The sequence below is a fragment of the Xanthomonas sp. NCPPB 1826 genome (assembly GCF_056725285.1).
In genome coordinates this window covers 1,627,363-1,641,661 of the sequence record NZ_CM161521.1, presented here as the reverse complement: position 1 = coordinate 1,641,661, position 14,299 = coordinate 1,627,363, and the positions used below count along the sequence as shown (strand labels likewise).

15 protein-coding genes and 1 other RNA gene are annotated in these 14,299 nt (G+C 65.8%); 11 read left to right on the top strand and 5 right to left on the bottom strand.

Annotated features, from left to right (window positions below):
• Positions 1-11: 11 nt before the first annotated feature.
• Entirely contained in the window at positions 12-545 is a 534-nt protein-coding gene (locus AC1PLA_RS07075; RefSeq protein ID WP_481105861.1) for a hypothetical protein, read from the bottom strand.
• Positions 542-1,129 (bottom strand): RNA polymerase sigma factor, encoded by a 588-nt coding sequence (locus AC1PLA_RS07070; RefSeq protein WP_481106171.1) that lies wholly within the window; start codon positions 1,127-1,129, stop codon positions 542-544. Before AC1PLA_RS07070 ends, AC1PLA_RS07075 begins: the two co-directional genes overlap by 4 nt.
• A gap of 132 nt (positions 1,130-1,261) precedes the next feature.
• Here AC1PLA_RS07070 and AC1PLA_RS07065 point away from each other — a divergent pair.
• The 3 genes from AC1PLA_RS07065 (at position 1,262) to AC1PLA_RS07055 (ending at position 2,536) form a co-directional block, all read left to right on the top strand.
• Positions 1,262-1,337, top strand: a non-coding RNA gene (locus tag AC1PLA_RS07065) — sX9 sRNA.
• 123 nt (positions 1,338-1,460) lie between these two features.
• On the top strand, positions 1,461-1,709 hold the full coding sequence (locus AC1PLA_RS07060) for a hypothetical protein (protein WP_481105860.1): 249 nt from the start codon (positions 1,461-1,463) through the stop codon (positions 1,707-1,709).
• Between the two features lie 233 nt (positions 1,710-1,942).
• Positions 1,943-2,536, top strand: a complete 594-nt coding sequence (locus AC1PLA_RS07055) for a mechanosensitive ion channel family protein (RefSeq protein WP_039530084.1) — start codon at positions 1,943-1,945, stop codon at positions 2,534-2,536.
• A 156-nt stretch (positions 2,537-2,692) separates the two neighbouring features.
• Here AC1PLA_RS07055 and AC1PLA_RS07050 read toward each other — a convergent pair whose 3' ends face one another.
• Positions 2,693-2,959, bottom strand: coding sequence for a DksA/TraR family C4-type zinc finger protein (locus tag AC1PLA_RS07050; RefSeq protein ID WP_024938007.1), 267 nt, complete (start codon positions 2,957-2,959; stop codon positions 2,693-2,695).
• A gap of 131 nt (positions 2,960-3,090) precedes the next feature.
• Here AC1PLA_RS07050 and AC1PLA_RS07045 point away from each other — a divergent pair, with 131 nt between their 5' ends.
• Entirely contained in the window at positions 3,091-3,345 is a 255-nt protein-coding gene (locus tag AC1PLA_RS07045; protein ID WP_481105859.1) for a DUF2789 domain-containing protein, read from the top strand.
• 175 nt (positions 3,346-3,520) lie between these two features.
• On the opposite strand, the gene AC1PLA_RS07040 is transcribed toward AC1PLA_RS07045, so the two are convergent.
• Positions 3,521-3,694, bottom strand: a complete 174-nt coding sequence (locus AC1PLA_RS07040) for a DUF1328 domain-containing protein (RefSeq protein ID WP_228912051.1) — start codon at positions 3,692-3,694, stop codon at positions 3,521-3,523.
• 175 nt (positions 3,695-3,869) lie between these two features.
• Between AC1PLA_RS07040 and AC1PLA_RS07035 the strand changes: the two genes are divergently transcribed.
• The 3 genes from AC1PLA_RS07035 to AC1PLA_RS07025 all read left to right on the top strand — a co-directional run bounded on the left by AC1PLA_RS07035 (position 3,870) and on the right by AC1PLA_RS07025 (position 7,087).
• Positions 3,870-4,397, top strand: a complete 528-nt coding sequence (locus tag AC1PLA_RS07035) for a YgjP-like metallopeptidase domain-containing protein (protein WP_481105858.1) — start codon at positions 3,870-3,872, stop codon at positions 4,395-4,397.
• A 183-nt stretch (positions 4,398-4,580) separates the two neighbouring features.
• Positions 4,581-5,831 (top strand): 2OG-Fe(II) oxygenase, encoded by a 1,251-nt coding sequence (locus tag AC1PLA_RS07030; RefSeq protein WP_481105857.1) that lies wholly within the window; start codon positions 4,581-4,583, stop codon positions 5,829-5,831.
• Positions 5,832-5,986: 155 nt separating this feature from the next.
• Positions 5,987-7,087: a Glu/Leu/Phe/Val dehydrogenase dimerization domain-containing protein gene (locus tag AC1PLA_RS07025; RefSeq protein ID WP_024938010.1), complete on the top strand. Its 1,101-nt coding sequence runs from the start codon at positions 5,987-5,989 to the stop codon at positions 7,085-7,087.
• Positions 7,088-7,142: 55 nt separating this feature from the next.
• Here the strand turns inward: AC1PLA_RS07025 and AC1PLA_RS07020 are convergent, their stop codons facing one another.
• The gene (locus AC1PLA_RS07020; protein ID WP_481105856.1) at positions 7,143-9,992 is read right to left on the bottom strand and encodes a S8 family serine peptidase; all 2,850 of its coding nucleotides are present in this window, start codon (positions 9,990-9,992) and stop codon (positions 7,143-7,145) included.
• A 186-nt stretch (positions 9,993-10,178) separates the two neighbouring features.
• On the opposite strand from AC1PLA_RS07020, the gene AC1PLA_RS07015 reads away from it, so the two are divergent.
• The 4 genes from AC1PLA_RS07015 to AC1PLA_RS07000 all read left to right on the top strand — a co-directional run bounded on the left by AC1PLA_RS07015 (position 10,179) and on the right by AC1PLA_RS07000 (position 14,210).
• Complete coding sequence (locus AC1PLA_RS07015) at positions 10,179-11,354, top strand: thiolase family protein (RefSeq protein ID WP_481105855.1); 1,176 nt, start codon at positions 10,179-10,181, stop codon at positions 11,352-11,354.
• Between the two features lie 122 nt (positions 11,355-11,476).
• Positions 11,477-11,818, top strand: coding sequence for a hypothetical protein (locus AC1PLA_RS07010; protein WP_039528386.1), 342 nt, complete (start codon positions 11,477-11,479; stop codon positions 11,816-11,818).
• 239 nt (positions 11,819-12,057) lie between these two features.
• On the top strand, positions 12,058-12,384 hold the full coding sequence (locus tag AC1PLA_RS07005) for an XAC1346 family secretion chaperone (protein ID WP_016904095.1): 327 nt from the start codon (positions 12,058-12,060) through the stop codon (positions 12,382-12,384).
• Positions 12,385-12,500: 116 nt separating this feature from the next.
• A complete protein-coding gene (locus AC1PLA_RS07000; RefSeq protein ID WP_481105854.1) occupies positions 12,501-14,210 on the top strand; it encodes a diguanylate cyclase in 1,710 nt (569 codons plus the stop codon).
• Positions 14,211-14,299 lie beyond the last annotated feature (89 nt).

The window sequence follows — 14,299 nt, the reverse complement described above, 5'->3', positions numbered from 1 at the left end:
GGGCATGCTCCTCAGCTTGGAAAGGACGTCTCGCCCTGCGAGGCGAGACGGGTCAGTTGCAGGCGCTTGGCATAGGTGCGTTGCAGCTGCGACAACAGGAATGCAGAGCGCGGACTCTGCGCAATGGCGTGGTGGATGGCCTGCGCACTCTGGTCCAGCTCGGCCAGCGCCGGGCGCAGATCGGCCGGCACCTGCTGCACCGGCACTGCGTCGATGGCCTGCTGGTATTGCCCGGCCATTGCCTGTGCCTGCGCCACCAGGCCAGGGCGCGCCGACGCTGGCGCTGACGCCTGCGTCGAGCGATCGAGCCCTGGCACGATCGCCACCATGGCCAGCGCAGCAGCAAGCGCCACACCGAACGCGGGCCAGGCCCAGGCACGCTGGCGGCGCGGCTGCAGGGCAACCACGTTGGTGTGCGGCGTCAGTGCGGGCGCGATGCGCTCCCAAAGCTGTGCCGGTGGCTGACGTTGTTGCGGCAACGCACGCAGACGCGCGGACAACGCAGCGTCATCGGTTGCGTGCGAATCAAGCGGATCGTGGTTCATGCAATATCTCCCAGCCGCACGCGCAGCAGGCCGCGCGCGCGATGCAGTTGCGCCTTGGAACTGCCGACCGCCATCTGCAGTTCGTCGGCAATTTCCTGATGTTTCCAGCCCTCGATGTCGTGCAACACCAGTACCGCGCGTGCGCGCGGCGGCAGCGTTTCCAGCGCGCGCTCCAGATCCATCTGGGTGGCCTGGCAGGCTGCGGCACCTGGAATGGCAGCGAGGATCTCGCCATCGACATCGTCCACCATCTGATCGCCCGCAACCGAGCGCGCACGCAGCTCCATCAGGGCCGTATTGACGGCTAGCCGGTGCAGCCAGGTGCCCAGCGCGCTCTGGAAGCGGAACTGCGGCAAGGCCTTCCATGCGGCAATGAAGGTCTCCTGCAGCACATCGTCGGCACGCGCCGCATTGCCGCCGCATAGCCGCCACACCACCGCGTACAGGCGCGGCGCATGACGGCGGTAGATGGCCTCGTAGGCGGTGCGATCGCCGCCTGCGGCGGCACGCGCCATCGCCGCATCGTCGCGTCCGGCCGGACCGTCACAAGCTGAGGCATCGATGGGCATGGAGGTGTCGAGCATATCCACTTCGATGCGCCGGGCAGCGCAAAGGTTTAAACCGCGCCCAGGTATTTTTTCGAGCACGGTTCCAGTAGCGACCGACCGGCCTACTGCGCCGCCGCCCGGCGGGCGCGGCCGGTGGTCGGAATCGGCATGGACCCGTAGTGCCACTTCGGTTCCGAGCGTGCCGTTCTTACCCACCTGACGACTGCTCGCTCCATTTTTAGCCGCTCTAAACCTTTTCGCCGGCCGCCGCATCCAAGCCTGCGATGGCGCAATCCTGCGCCGCATCGTTTGCCGGGAGCACGGCCGTTGGCCGCTCCAGGCGCAGGCCCCCTGATCGGACGTCGCCATGCCGCATGTTCTCGGAATACTGCTGAGCCTGTGCTCCACCCAGTGCCCGGCCCCGCTGCCGATGGATGCAGTGCAGCTCACGTTGACGCCTGCGCGCCTGCAGGCCTGCCTGCTGTACTTGCCGTCGACGCGGTTGTCATGCGTCGAGCTGAACTCACCGGCACACTGGTTGCCGGTGCGCCGCGCCGAGCAGCTGTGGCGGCGCGTTGTCGCGTTGTCCGCGCATGGCCGCAGTTCAACACGTTGACCGGTTGCAGCGTCATCATGAATTTCGGTCGCTGCTGGATCGCCGTGTTGGCCTCCATCAATGCGCATGGCAGCGAGCGCCCCGGCCACGTACAGCTGAGATGCGGCAATCCATCGCAGCACCCTTGAATCAAGCTCGCTGCCGCCACCGCTGAGCGCGCGTTCACCCCGCGCACCAGCTGCGCAATGACGCCCCCGTTACAATGGACGGTCTCTGTGAACCAGCACGATCCGATGTCCGCGTCCGATGCTTTGCCCACCATGATCCGTAGCCTGCTGCCGCACTGGAATCCGCAGTGGCTGACCGTGGCAGTGCTGACGGTCCAAATCGTGCTGATCCTCACCGTTGCCGCGCTAGTTCGGTTACTGCTGCGGCAAGTGCTGCGCCGCCTGTGTACGCGCTACAGCCTGCCGGCGGAAATGATGATCGGCATCCGTCGCGTGGGCAGCTTCGTCATCTCCGTCACCGCGGTGCTGACGGTACTGAACGTGCTGGGCGTATCCAGCGGCACCTTGTGGACCGCGTTCACCGGATTCGCGGCGGTCGGTGCCGTGGCGTTCTTCGCGGCATGGAGCGTGCTGTCCAATATCTTCTGCACCTTCCTGATCATCACCACGCGCCCGTTCCGCCTGCACGACCACATCGAGCTGCTGGAAGGCGGCGACAAGCCCGGCCTGAAGGGCCGGGTGATCGACATCAACGTCATTTACACGACCCTGGAAGAAACCGGCGACCACGCCGGCAGCGTACTGCAGGTTCCCAACAGCCTGTTCTTCCAGCGCACCACGCGCCGTTGGCGCGAGACCAGCCACTTCAACGCCAACTGAGAGCGTCTGAAAAGACGTAGTGAGCCGTTATCGGGGGACTCGGTCGGCGCGTCGCAAGGACACGACGTGCGAATGTCGCATGTAGATCAAAGCGATGGCCGCAGCCGCTTTGCGGCAAGCGCAGTCGTTTGCCAGTTGCGCTGAAGCCGCGTGCAATCAACGCAGCTGGCTGTCCTTGCTGCCCCGACGGTTGTAGCCGCCTTGCGCCGCCTGCTCCTGGTCGTGCGCCTGCTGACAGTTCACGCACAGGTGCACGCCCGGCACTGCCTTGCGGCGCGCCTCGGGGATGGGTGCATCGCACTCCTCGCAGTGAGTCAGGCTCGGACCCTGATGCAGCTGGCTCCGCGCGCGCTTGATCGCATCCTCGACGGTCGCATCGATCTGGTCCTGCACCGCCCCATCACCTGCCCATCCGGTCGCCATGTTCGCCTCGGCTTGTCTGCTCAGAACTCAAATATGGGCATGCGCCCGGGCAAATCCAAGCCGGGCGTGCACAGCGCGCTCAAATCAGGTGCTTTAGCATCCGCCCATTCGCACTCTTCGAGGAAGTCGCAATGGAACAACACGTCCACCCATTCTCCGAATTATTTGCCCAGTTGGGCCTGCCGTCGGATGAGGTCAGCATCCGCAGCTTCATCGACGAACACTCTCCGCTGCCGGGCGACATGCGCCTGGAGGAAGCGCCCTTCTGGACACCGGCGCAGGCGCAGCTGCTGCGTGAAGAGCGCCTCGACGATGCCGACTGGATCGTGACCATCGATCAACTCAATATCGCCTTGCACACCACTGCCGAAGACACTGGCATCTGACCCGCGCAAGAACGCAGCGAGTGTCCTGCGCTAGACCTCGCTCTGCGGCCCCGCTTGTCATTGCGTTGGTTGATCAGCTTGCAGGAACAAAAAAAGGAGCGGCCACTGGCCGCTCCTTTGCACTCCGGGCGATGTAGCCGGCATGCGAACCGCATACCGATGCACGCCTCGGGCGTCAGGTCACCTTTTTGGCGATCGTCATGCCGAGTACGAACAGCACGGTGGCGATGATGATGCCGGCCCAGAACAGGAACTTGGCAATCCCCATTGCAGCGCCCGCCATGCCGCCAAACCCGAGCGCACCGGCAATCAGTCCGATGATGGCGAAAATAATGGCCCACTTGATCATGTTTGTTGTCTCCTCATCCGGCACGGTGCCGTGTTCAGTCGTGTGCTTGCGCAGTCGTGCCGCAAAACATGCGCTGCACGCTACGCATCCGGATGTGCCGCATTCGTGAATACGCCTGACACATGACGCCACAATCGCGTGTGCAGATTCGCCAGCAGCGCCTGCATCGGCGATCATGCGCAGCTCGCAGCAATCGATTGGCATGGACACTCTTCGCTATCTCGCCGGTTACCCGCCCGCCGTCCTGGATCAGGTGCGCGAGCTGATCGCGCAGGACAAACTTGCCCTGGTGCTGGCACGCCGCTACCCGGATCGCCACAGCATCCGCACCGACCGGCAGTTGTACGACTACGTCAAGGCCATGAAGGAGAGCTACATGCGCTCCTCGCCCCCCCTGCACAAGGCGCTCTACGACAACCATCTGCAGGTGGTGAAGCATGCGCTGGGCACGCATACGGCAATCTCGCGCGTCCACGGCAGCCGGCTCAAGGCCAGCCGCGAGATCCGCATCGCCTCGATCTTCCGCGATGCACCCGAACCGTTCCTGCAGATGATCGTCGCCCACGAGCTGGCGCATCTGAAAGAGGCCGATCACAACAAGGCCTTCTACCAGCTGTGCAACCACATGAGCCCGGACTACCATCAACTGGAGTTCGACCTGCGCCTGTATCTGACCCACCTGGCGCTGTCCACGGACGCTTGATCGCGCACCGACAAGGCAAGGCAGCCCATCGCCGCGACCACCCGTCCGTAGCGACCGGTCGCCCGCCGGGGACGCGCGACCTGCACTGATCTCGGCGAGCCCGCCGTCGACCTATGCGGGCCGCATCGGCGCTCGCATGGGATCAGGCACGACAGGGTTGCCGGCCTCTCCTAGAATGCCTCCATGCAGGCACCGTCCCTCCAGCAGCTTACCCAGGCCGCACAGACCGCCCACCCTGCAGCAATGACGGCGCTGGCACATGCATTGGTGCGCACCGGGCAGCCCGAGCAGGCGCTGGCCTGGTACACGCGCAGCGCTGCCGCAGGCGATGCCGGCGCGCAGATCGAAGCCGGCCGCATGCTGGCCTACGGTGTGGGTTGCGAGGTGGACCTGGCCCGTGCGCAGGAACACTGGCAACACGCCGAGCGCCAGGATGTTGCGGCAGCGCACTATCTGTTGGCGACCGTGGCCGTCACCGACGCCCTGTTGGTGCTCGACACGCAGGCGCAATCCCGCTTGCATGCAGCGGCCGCAGCCAACTACCCGCCTGCGCTGCGCGCGCTGGCCATCCAGCACGGCCGGATCGATCACCCCGCGCAGCAACGCAGCTGCGTTGCCTTGCTGGAGCGCGCCGCCGCAGCCGGTGACGCATTGGCTGCCGCGCTACTGGCCGAGCGCCTGCTGCGTGGCGAAGGCGTCCCGCCGCAACCCGACGCCGCGGCGCAGCTGCTGCGGCAATTGCAGCCGCTGGGTATCGCCGCGGCGCCTGCCGTGCAGATCACACCGCCGGATCCGCTCGTCGACGATCCGCGCATCCGTTTTGCTGCCCGACATGTCGCAACGCGCCGCCACGACGCGCCCATGATCGAAGAAGTCTGCGGCGTGCTGTCTGCCGACGAGTGCCGCTTGTTGATGTTGCTGGCGCGGCCGCACCTGCGCGCCTCCGAAGTGGTCGACCCCGACGATGCGCGCACGCGCCGCGCGCCTATCCGCACCAGCCGCGGTGCCACCCTGGACCCCATCCTCGAAGACTTTGCCGCGCGTGCGGCACAGGCGCGCGTGGCGGCCTGTGCGCAGCTGCCGCTGACCCATGCCGAAGCGCTGTCGGTGCTGTGCTACGCGCCGGGTGAGCAGTACCGCGCGCATCGCGACTACCTGCCGCCCGGCACGATCGCGGCCGACCGCCCCACTGCCGGCAATCGCCTGCGCACCGCCTGCGTCTACCTCAACGACGTCGACGCGGGGGGCGACACCGACTTCCCGGTCGCGGGCGTGCGCGTGCGTCCACGTGCCGGGTCGGTGGTGTGCTTCGACAATCTGCATGCCGATGGCCGCCCCGACCCGGACTCGCTGCACGCCGGCCTGCCGGTCAGCGCAGGAAGCAAATGGCTGGGAACGCTGTGGTTCCGGCAGCAGCGCTATCGGCATTGGTGAACAGATTCATACACTAGCCCCCGCCGACGTGGTTTAAAATGTTGCAGCGCGACGTGATCGGACAGGGTCTGCAGACGTCGCGTTTTTGTTTCCCATTGCACGGGTTCCGGCCCGGCCTCAGGGAAGGCACATCACGCAGCCCCGCGGAGCCTTCGATGCTTTTCGAAACCCTCGACACCACCGGCCACGAGCAGGTGATTTTCTGTCACAACCGCGACGCCGGCCTTAAAGCGATCATCGCGTTGCACAGCACCCGTCTCGGGCCCGCGCTGGGTGGCGTGCGCATGCGCCCCTACCCCAACAGCGAGGCGGCGCTGGACGATGCGCTGCGGCTCAGCCGCACCATGACCTACAAGAACGCGCTGGCGGGATTGAATGTCGGCGGCGGCAAGGCGGTGATCATCGGCGACCCAAAGAGTGACAAGAGCGAGGCGCTGTTCCGCGCATTCGGCCGTTTTGTCGACACCCTGGGCGGGCGCTACATCACCTCCGAAGACGTCGGCACCGACGTCAACGACATGGAACAGATCTACCTGGAGAGCGAGTACGTCACCGGCGTGCACCAAGTGCATCGCGGCTCCGGCGACCCGGCCCCGTTCACCGCCTACGGTGCGTTGCAGGCGTTGATGGCCTCGCTCAATCGCAGGCTCGGCCACGAGGAAGTCGGCAAGACCAGCATTGCGATCCAGGGCCTGGGCCATATCGGCATGGAGCTGGTGAAGCTGCTCAAGGAACGCGGCGCCAAACTGTATGTGGCCGATCTGAACCCGGCGCTGGTGGATCGCGCGGTGGCCGAATACGGTGCCGAAGCGGTCAGCATCGAGGAGATCTACCAGGTGCCGGCCGATGTATTCGCACCCTGCGCGCTGGAAGGCGCGATCAACGAAGACACGTTGCCGCGGCTGAAGGCCAAGATCATCTGCGGCACCGCCAACAACCAGCTCGCCAGCGCCGCCATCGGCGAAGAGCTGCACAAGCGCGGCATCCTGTATGCACCCGATTACGTGGTCAATGCCGGTGGCGTAATGAACGTGTCGCTGGAGATCGACGGCTACAACCGCGAACGTGCGATGCGCCTGATCCGCAGCATCTATCACAACCTGGAAAAGGTCTTCGACCTGTCCTCCCGCTTGGGCGTCGCGCCGCAGCAGGCGGCCGACCAGATTGCCGAGGCGCGTATCGAGGCGATCAGCAAACTCAAACTGCCGCTGGGCCGCACCGCACCGCGCTTCCTGCACAAGCTGCGCGGCGAGTGACCCACCTGTCCAGGCATCTTGCCTGGACAGATGAACCACCGATCAGGCGCGCCGATCAGAAATCGGCGCTGTAGCGCAGGCTCAACGCGCGATCGTCACCACGCTCGCCCACTCGCTGGTCGTAGCCGAAGCGCAACTGGCTCTGCGGCCCCAACGGCGCGGCCGCGGTGATGCCGAACAGACCACCCGAGCGCGCCGGCTGCATGCCGCGCAACGGCGCCCATGCGTCCACGCCGATGAAGCTGGCATCCAGCGTCAGGCCTTCGCTGCTCAACGCCTGCTGCCATTCGGCATAACCGCCCAGCTGCACGCCGCGCCAGCGATAGGACGAACGCAGGCCGGCCAGCACCTGGGTGCGCGAGGAGGTGCTGGCATCGGCACGCAAGCCGAAGCCGTCGCCACCGCTTTCGCGGAATCCCTCGCTGCGCAGACGCACGTAATCCAGCCCCATGTAGGGCGTCAGGCTGGCGCGCGCGCCACCCAGGCGATACCCGGTTTCCAGGTTGCCGCTGAGGTAACTGCCGCTATAGTCGCTGAAGGCACTGCTGCGGTCTTCGCCCAACTGCAGGCTGCGCTCGATCTGCCGGTTGACGTTGCCGAAACCCAACTGGCTCAGCGTGTACGCCGACCCCAGCGTAGTACCCCAGTACAGCTGCCCCTGCACCTGCCGATCGCGCCCGCGTGCACCGTCCAGATCGCCCAGGCTGTTGGAGCGCGTTTCGCCGAAGGCAAAGCCGGTGACTGCGCCCGACGCCAGGCGCAGGTCGTTGCCCATCATCCAACCGGAGGTGGCAAATCCTGCAGTGGTCACGCCACCCTCGCCCGGCCCACCGAGCGCACGCTGCCAGACACCCAGCATGCGCGGTTGCTGCGACAAGCCATCGAAATGCGAGGCCAACGCACGCCTGCCCAGATCGATGGTGTCGAAGGTCATCGCTGCCGACTCGGCATGCGCGCGGCCGGACAGACTGCGCAGCGAATCGGCGGCAGCCTTGGCATCCGGCGACTGCTGCAACGCCGCTGCGGCGCGGATGAACCCGCTGCTGATGCCGCCAGTGCCCTGCAGTTGCTGCGCATCCACCTGCTGGAACGCCTGCTCGACGCGGATTGCCGAATCCATCGCTGCCGTGCCGGTCATGCCCAGCGTGGCGGCGACGGCGGTGGCATTCAAGCTGCGCAAGGCAAGGTAAGCCGTATTGCTGTCGTACGTCAGCGAGGCATCAAGAAAAGTCACGGCCGCGCCGCGGCTGAGCGTGTCGAACGTACCCTGCAACCCGCTGCTGGCCTGCAACAGCGTGTAGGTCGCGTTGTCGACCACGTAATCGCGGCGGCCGAGCACTTGCAGATCACCTGCAATCGTCGCGGTCCCGGTCACGTTCACCCGGTCGCCCACGTTCAAGGCAAGGCGACCGTTACTGGCCTGGGTGTAGTTGCCCGCGATCGACAGCGTCGCACTGTTGACCTGCAGGGTGCCGGCGTTATCGACGCGTCCGCCGATCCTGCCCGCACCGATCAACGTCGCACCATTGGCGATACCAACGCGCGCACTCTGCAGACTGGCCGTCTGCAAGGTGCCGCCCAGCACCTGGGTGTCGCCGTTGAACGTATTGGCGCCACTGCTCAACACCAGCGTACCGGTGCCGCGTTTGGTCAGACCACCCGTCCCACTGATGTCGTTGGCCCAGGTGGAACGCAAGGTGTTGACGGTGACATCCACCGTGCCCCAATCAAAGCGCGCCGGCCCCAGCACCGCCTTGCCGACATTGAGCAGGCCGTAGCCGAAGGTCGGGTCGACGCCGGCCGCGCCCAGATCGGTGGCCGTTCCCAATAGCGTCTGCCGCACCAGATCGTTGCTGAAGTACGGAAACGCCTGCCACACCAGCGCAGCCGCACCGGAGACCAACGGCGCCGCAAACGAGGTGCCGCTGCCGTAGAAGTAGCGGATATTGCTGGCGGTCGCATCGGGGTCGAGGAACATCGAGGTGCCCGGCGCAACCAGGCAATAGCGCATCGCCACGCCACAGGCATTGGAGTACGAGGCCAGCTGCGTAGGATTGGCGGTGTCCAGCGCAGCGACGACCAGCCAGCCGCGCTCCAGATCGGCGGCAGGCAGCGTGCCATTCGGGCCCGGTTGGCTGGGCAGCGCAGCGGTATCGGACGGTTGCGATCGCGATTCGTTACCCGACGCAAACACCACCAACCCATCGTTGCCGATGACGAACGGCCGGTATTCCTGCGCAATCTGGTTGGTCACCGCCGGGTCGTTCCAATACAGACCGCCCCAGGAATTGTTCATGATGCGCACGCCGGCGCTGATCAGATCGGCATGCACCGGACCCAGACCAAGCGGGCCGTCGACCTCGTTGCCTTCGCCGCTACCGTCATCGTCCGGTGCTTCGTCGCTGATGATGCGTGCCGACACCAGGCCGGCGCCGCTGGCGATGCCGCCCGGCCACTGGCCCACTGCGCGCCCGGCTGCCAGCTGCGCGACCACCGTGCCGTGGCCCACCACGTCGCCCGCAGCGACGTTGTTCGTGCGCGGATCCACATAGATGAAGCTGTTGCTGACCCGTCCCTGCAAGGCCGGATGATTGGTATTGATGCCGGTATCGATCACGCCGATGCGATAGCCCGCACCGGTGAACCCCAATGCCTGCGCAGCGCGTGCGTTGGTCAGCGCCAGATGCGCGTCGAATGCAGGTTCCGGCGTCGTCGGCGGTGCCACCACCGGCGGCGGAGGCGGCGGCGGTGAAGTCGGCGGCGGTGGTGGCGGTGGCGACGTCGGTGGTGGTGCCGTCGGTGTGCTCGGACGAATACCACCGCCCCCACCACCGCCGCCACACGCGGTCAATGCCACGGCCAACGCCGAGGCCAGGACAGTCCTGGCGACGTCTATCTTCTTCATTTGGATGTTCTCCCCGAACCCATTCCATGGATAGGGCCCAATCCCGGGCCCGAACGCCGTCTTTATACTGCATCCTCACACGGCTGTCGCAGCTGATTGCGTAGCGAATGTCGCAGCGCCGGGAGCGTGCTGGCGCGAACCGAGCATGAGGCAGATAATCGTTTCACTTTAAACGGTATCTCCTTTATGTCCGACATCGTCATCGTTGCTGCCAAACGCACTGCCATCGGCTCGTTCCTTGGTCAATTCAACGGTGTGCCGGCGCCGACGCTCGCCGCCACTGCGATCCGCGGCGCGCTGGCGCAGTCCGGCGTCGCGCCGGCCGACATTTCAGAAGTCATCGTTGGCTGCGTCCTGCCGGCCAACCTGGGCCAGGCGCCCGCACGTCAGGCGGCCATTGCCGCAGGCATCCCCACCTCCACCGGCGCCACCACCATCAACAAGGTGTGCGGCTCGGGCATGAAGGCGATCATGTTCGGACACGATCTGATCAAGGCCGGCTCGGCCAGCATCGTGGTCGCCGGCGGCATGGAGTCGATGAGCAATGCGCCGCATCTGCTGCCCAATTCGCGCACCGGCAACCGCTACGGCAACTTCCAGGCGGTCGACCACATGGCCTGGGATGGTCTGACCAACCCTTACGACGGCCAGGCGATGGGCGTGTTCGGCGAGGCCACTGCCGAGAAGTTCGGTTTCAGCCGCGCCGATCAGGATGCGTTTGCGATCGCATCGGTCGAACGCGCGCAGGCTGCCCAGCGCAGCGGTGCGTTTGCCGATGAAATCGTTCCGGTCACCGTGGCCACGCGCAAGGGCGAGGTGGTCGTCGACAGCGACGAGCAGCCCGGCAAATCCGACATCGCCAAGATCCCGACCCTGAAGCCTGCCTTCAAGAAGGACGGCAGCGTCACCGCCGCCAGCTCGTCTAGCATCTCCGATGGCGCGGCGATCACCGTGCTGATGCGCGCAGACGAGGCGCAACGTCGCGGCATCGCACCGTTAGCGCGCATCGTGGGGCATGTCACCCACTCGCAGGAACCTGAGTGGTTCACCACCGCGCCGGTCGCTGCCATCCAGAAGTTGATCGGCAAGATCGGCTGGCAACTGGACGAGGTGGATCTGTTCGAAATCAACGAAGCATTCGCAGTGGTGGCGATGACGCCGATCGCCGAGCTGGGCATTTCGCACGACAGGGTCAACGTCAACGGTGGCGCCTGCGCTTTGGGGCATCCGATCGGCGCATCCGGCGCCCGCCTGGTGGTGACATTGGTGAATGCGTTGCGCACGCGCGGTGGCAAGCGCGGAATTGCGGCCCTGTGCATCGGCGGTGGCGAGGCGACTGCCATCGCTATCGAATTGATTTAATTGTTTTTAACGGCGATTTTGCAAAACTGAATGCGCGCACGCTTGACACTGGTCTTTGGACCGTCATCATGTCGGGGGCGCGCAATAGCGCGTTGCCTAATCTAACGACGAGGATTGAAACAATGACCATTAACAAGCTGCTGATCGCAATGGCTCTGGGCCTGGCCCTGACCGCTTGCTCGAAGCCGGAACAGGCTCAGGACGCTGCTGCTTCGGCTAACGAAGCTGCTGCCGACGCTCAGACCGCTGCTGACCAGGCTGCTGCCTCGGGCTCGCAGTCGGCTGACGCCGCTCAGGCTGCTGCCAACACCGCCGCTGCTTCGGCTGACACCGCTGCTGACGCTGCCCAGGCTGCTTCCGGCGCCGCCACCGACGCTGCTGCTGATCAGGCTGCCGACGCTGCCAAGACGGCTGAAAACACCGCCGAAGCTGCTAAGGACACCGCCGAAGAAGCCAAGAAGTAATCACTTCTTAGCTCCAAGCGAGTTCGGAAAAAGCCGCTGGTTTCCAGCGGCTTTTTCTTTGCCTGCGATTTATAGGCGCCTGACCAGCGTTGCCGTTCCTGCCCCGGAGCGGCTCCCTGTCGCGACGTGCACTGTGCATACCGCCCATTGGCTGAATGGCCGGCCGCGCATTGACGCCGGCTGCATCGGCCCGTGCATAAGCTCGCTCTTCCAACACCGGAACAGGAACAGGACCACCCATGAAGACGATCCGCATGCTGTCGCTGAGCGCCATCGCCGCTCTCACCCTCGCCGCTTGCCAGGGCCCTGACGCCGAGCAGGCGCAACGCGATGCTGCCTCCGCTGCCAAGCACGCTGCGGCTGCGACCGAACAAGCTGCCGATCGCGCCGCCGTGCAGGCCAAGGCCGCCACCGCCGATGCACGCGTGGCTGCACGCGAACTGGCCGCCGATGCGAGCCGCGCAACCGCCAATGCTGCAGACGCCACTGCCGACAAGACCCGCGAGATGGCCAACAAGGCCGAGCAGAACGCCGACAAGCACGACGCCGAACATCCGCAGCACTAATTGACCGTGTGACCGTATCAGCAGTTTGCGAACGCGCCGGCCAAATTGGGCCGGCGCGCTTGTTTCCCGCCAACGGCGACCTCGTGTTGTCGAGGCTGGCAGGCTAGCATTCGTCCATGCCCTCCTCTTTTACTGCGCGCCGCCGCAACCAGCTGGCGCTGGCGTTCTCTGCCCTGATCTTCATCGCCATCGGTATCGGCATCTTTGTCGGTGCCCGTCGCTCGTTGGCCGATGCAGCACTCGTCTCGCATACGCATGAAGTGATTGGCCGGGTCGACGAGATCCAGGCGCGTGTGCTGGACGCCGAATCGGCGCAGCGCGGCTTTCTGCTCACCGGCAACGATGCCTATCTGCTCGACTATCAGACCAGCGTCGAGCGCCTGCCGATCCTGCTCGACAACCTGCGTCGCCTGATTGCCGACAATCCCGGCCAGGTGCAGCACCTGGACACCCTGCAGCGACTGGTGGAAACGCGCCTGCAGCAGATCCAGCACGTGCTCGACGTGTACGCGCAGCAGGGCCTGGAGCCGGCTCGCGCCGGCATCCGGCAGACCGCCTTCCGCACCACCAGCGCGATCCGCGAGCAGGCGCTGACCATGGTGCAACGCGAGCAGGAGCTGCTGACCCAGCGCGCCGAAAGCAGCCGGCAGAGTGCGGCCTTGCTGCTGGTGCTGGCACTGGCCGGCATCCCGTTCGGGCTGGCGGTGGTCGGCACCGTCTATGCCTTGCTGATGCGCGAACTGCGGCATCGCTCGCAGGCCGAGAAACGCGCAGCGCAGGCCAATCGCGAGTTGGGCGACAGCGTCGTTGCGCTGCAACGCAGTACCGCCGATCTCAATCTGCTCAGCCGCTATACCGGCCTGTTGCAAAGCTGCATCAGCGCAGAAGAGGCGCTGATGGTGAGCAGCCGCACCCTCGCCAGCCTGCTGCCGGGCGTTGCCGGAAGCGTGTATCTGCTGCGTGCCTCGCAGGATCGCGCCGAGGCGATCAGCCATTGGGGCGAGCCGCTGGTGCACAGCGCGCCACATCTGCTGCCTGAAGAGTGCTGGGCGCTGCGCCGTGGACAACCGCACATCGTCGACGACCTGGGCCGGGATGCGCTGTGCGCGCATATCGGTACGCCCGAGCCCGGCAGCGCCGTCACCACCGCATGCCTGCCGATGTCCGCGCAAGGCACCCAGCTCGGCTTCCTGTTCCTGTCTTCGCCGGGTCCGGGGCCGATGCCCCGCCTGGAAATCGCCGAGGCGGCCGCCGAACAGCTGTCGCTGGCGCTGAGCAATCTACGCCTGCGCGAATCGCTGCGCCGGCAGTCGATTCGCGACCCGCTGACCGGGCTGTACAACCGCCGCTATCTGGAAGAATCGCTCAGCCACGAACTGGCGCGCTGCGCACGCCGCGGCCTGCCGTTGTCGGTGCTGATGCTGGACGTGGACCACTTCAAGCAATTCAACGACAGCCAGGGCCACGCCGGCGGCGATCTGCTGCTGGCGGCGCTGGGCGAGTTGCTGCTGACCCGGCTGCGTGCCGAAGACGTCGCCTGCCGCTACGGCGGCGAAGAGTTCACGGTCATTCTTCCCGAGGCTGATGGGGTCGAGGCGCTACGCGTGGCCGAGGACATCCGCGGCCATATCGCGACCCTGGCAGTCAGCGACGGTCCACGTTCGTTGCCGCGGGTGACGGCCTCGATCGGCGTGGCCAGCTTCCCGGTCGATGGCGAGCTGGGAGCCAGCCTGATCCAGAAGGCCGATGCAGCCTTGTATGTCGCCAAGCACGGCGGTCGTAACCGGGTCGAGCGGCATGGCGCCGCCACGCCCGCAGTGGACTGAGCACGCGCGCCATCGGTGCTGGTTTGCGTAACCCGTCACACAAAAGATCGGTCCGCGCGGCGATAGTCGGTTTTGACCCCCGAGCGAGG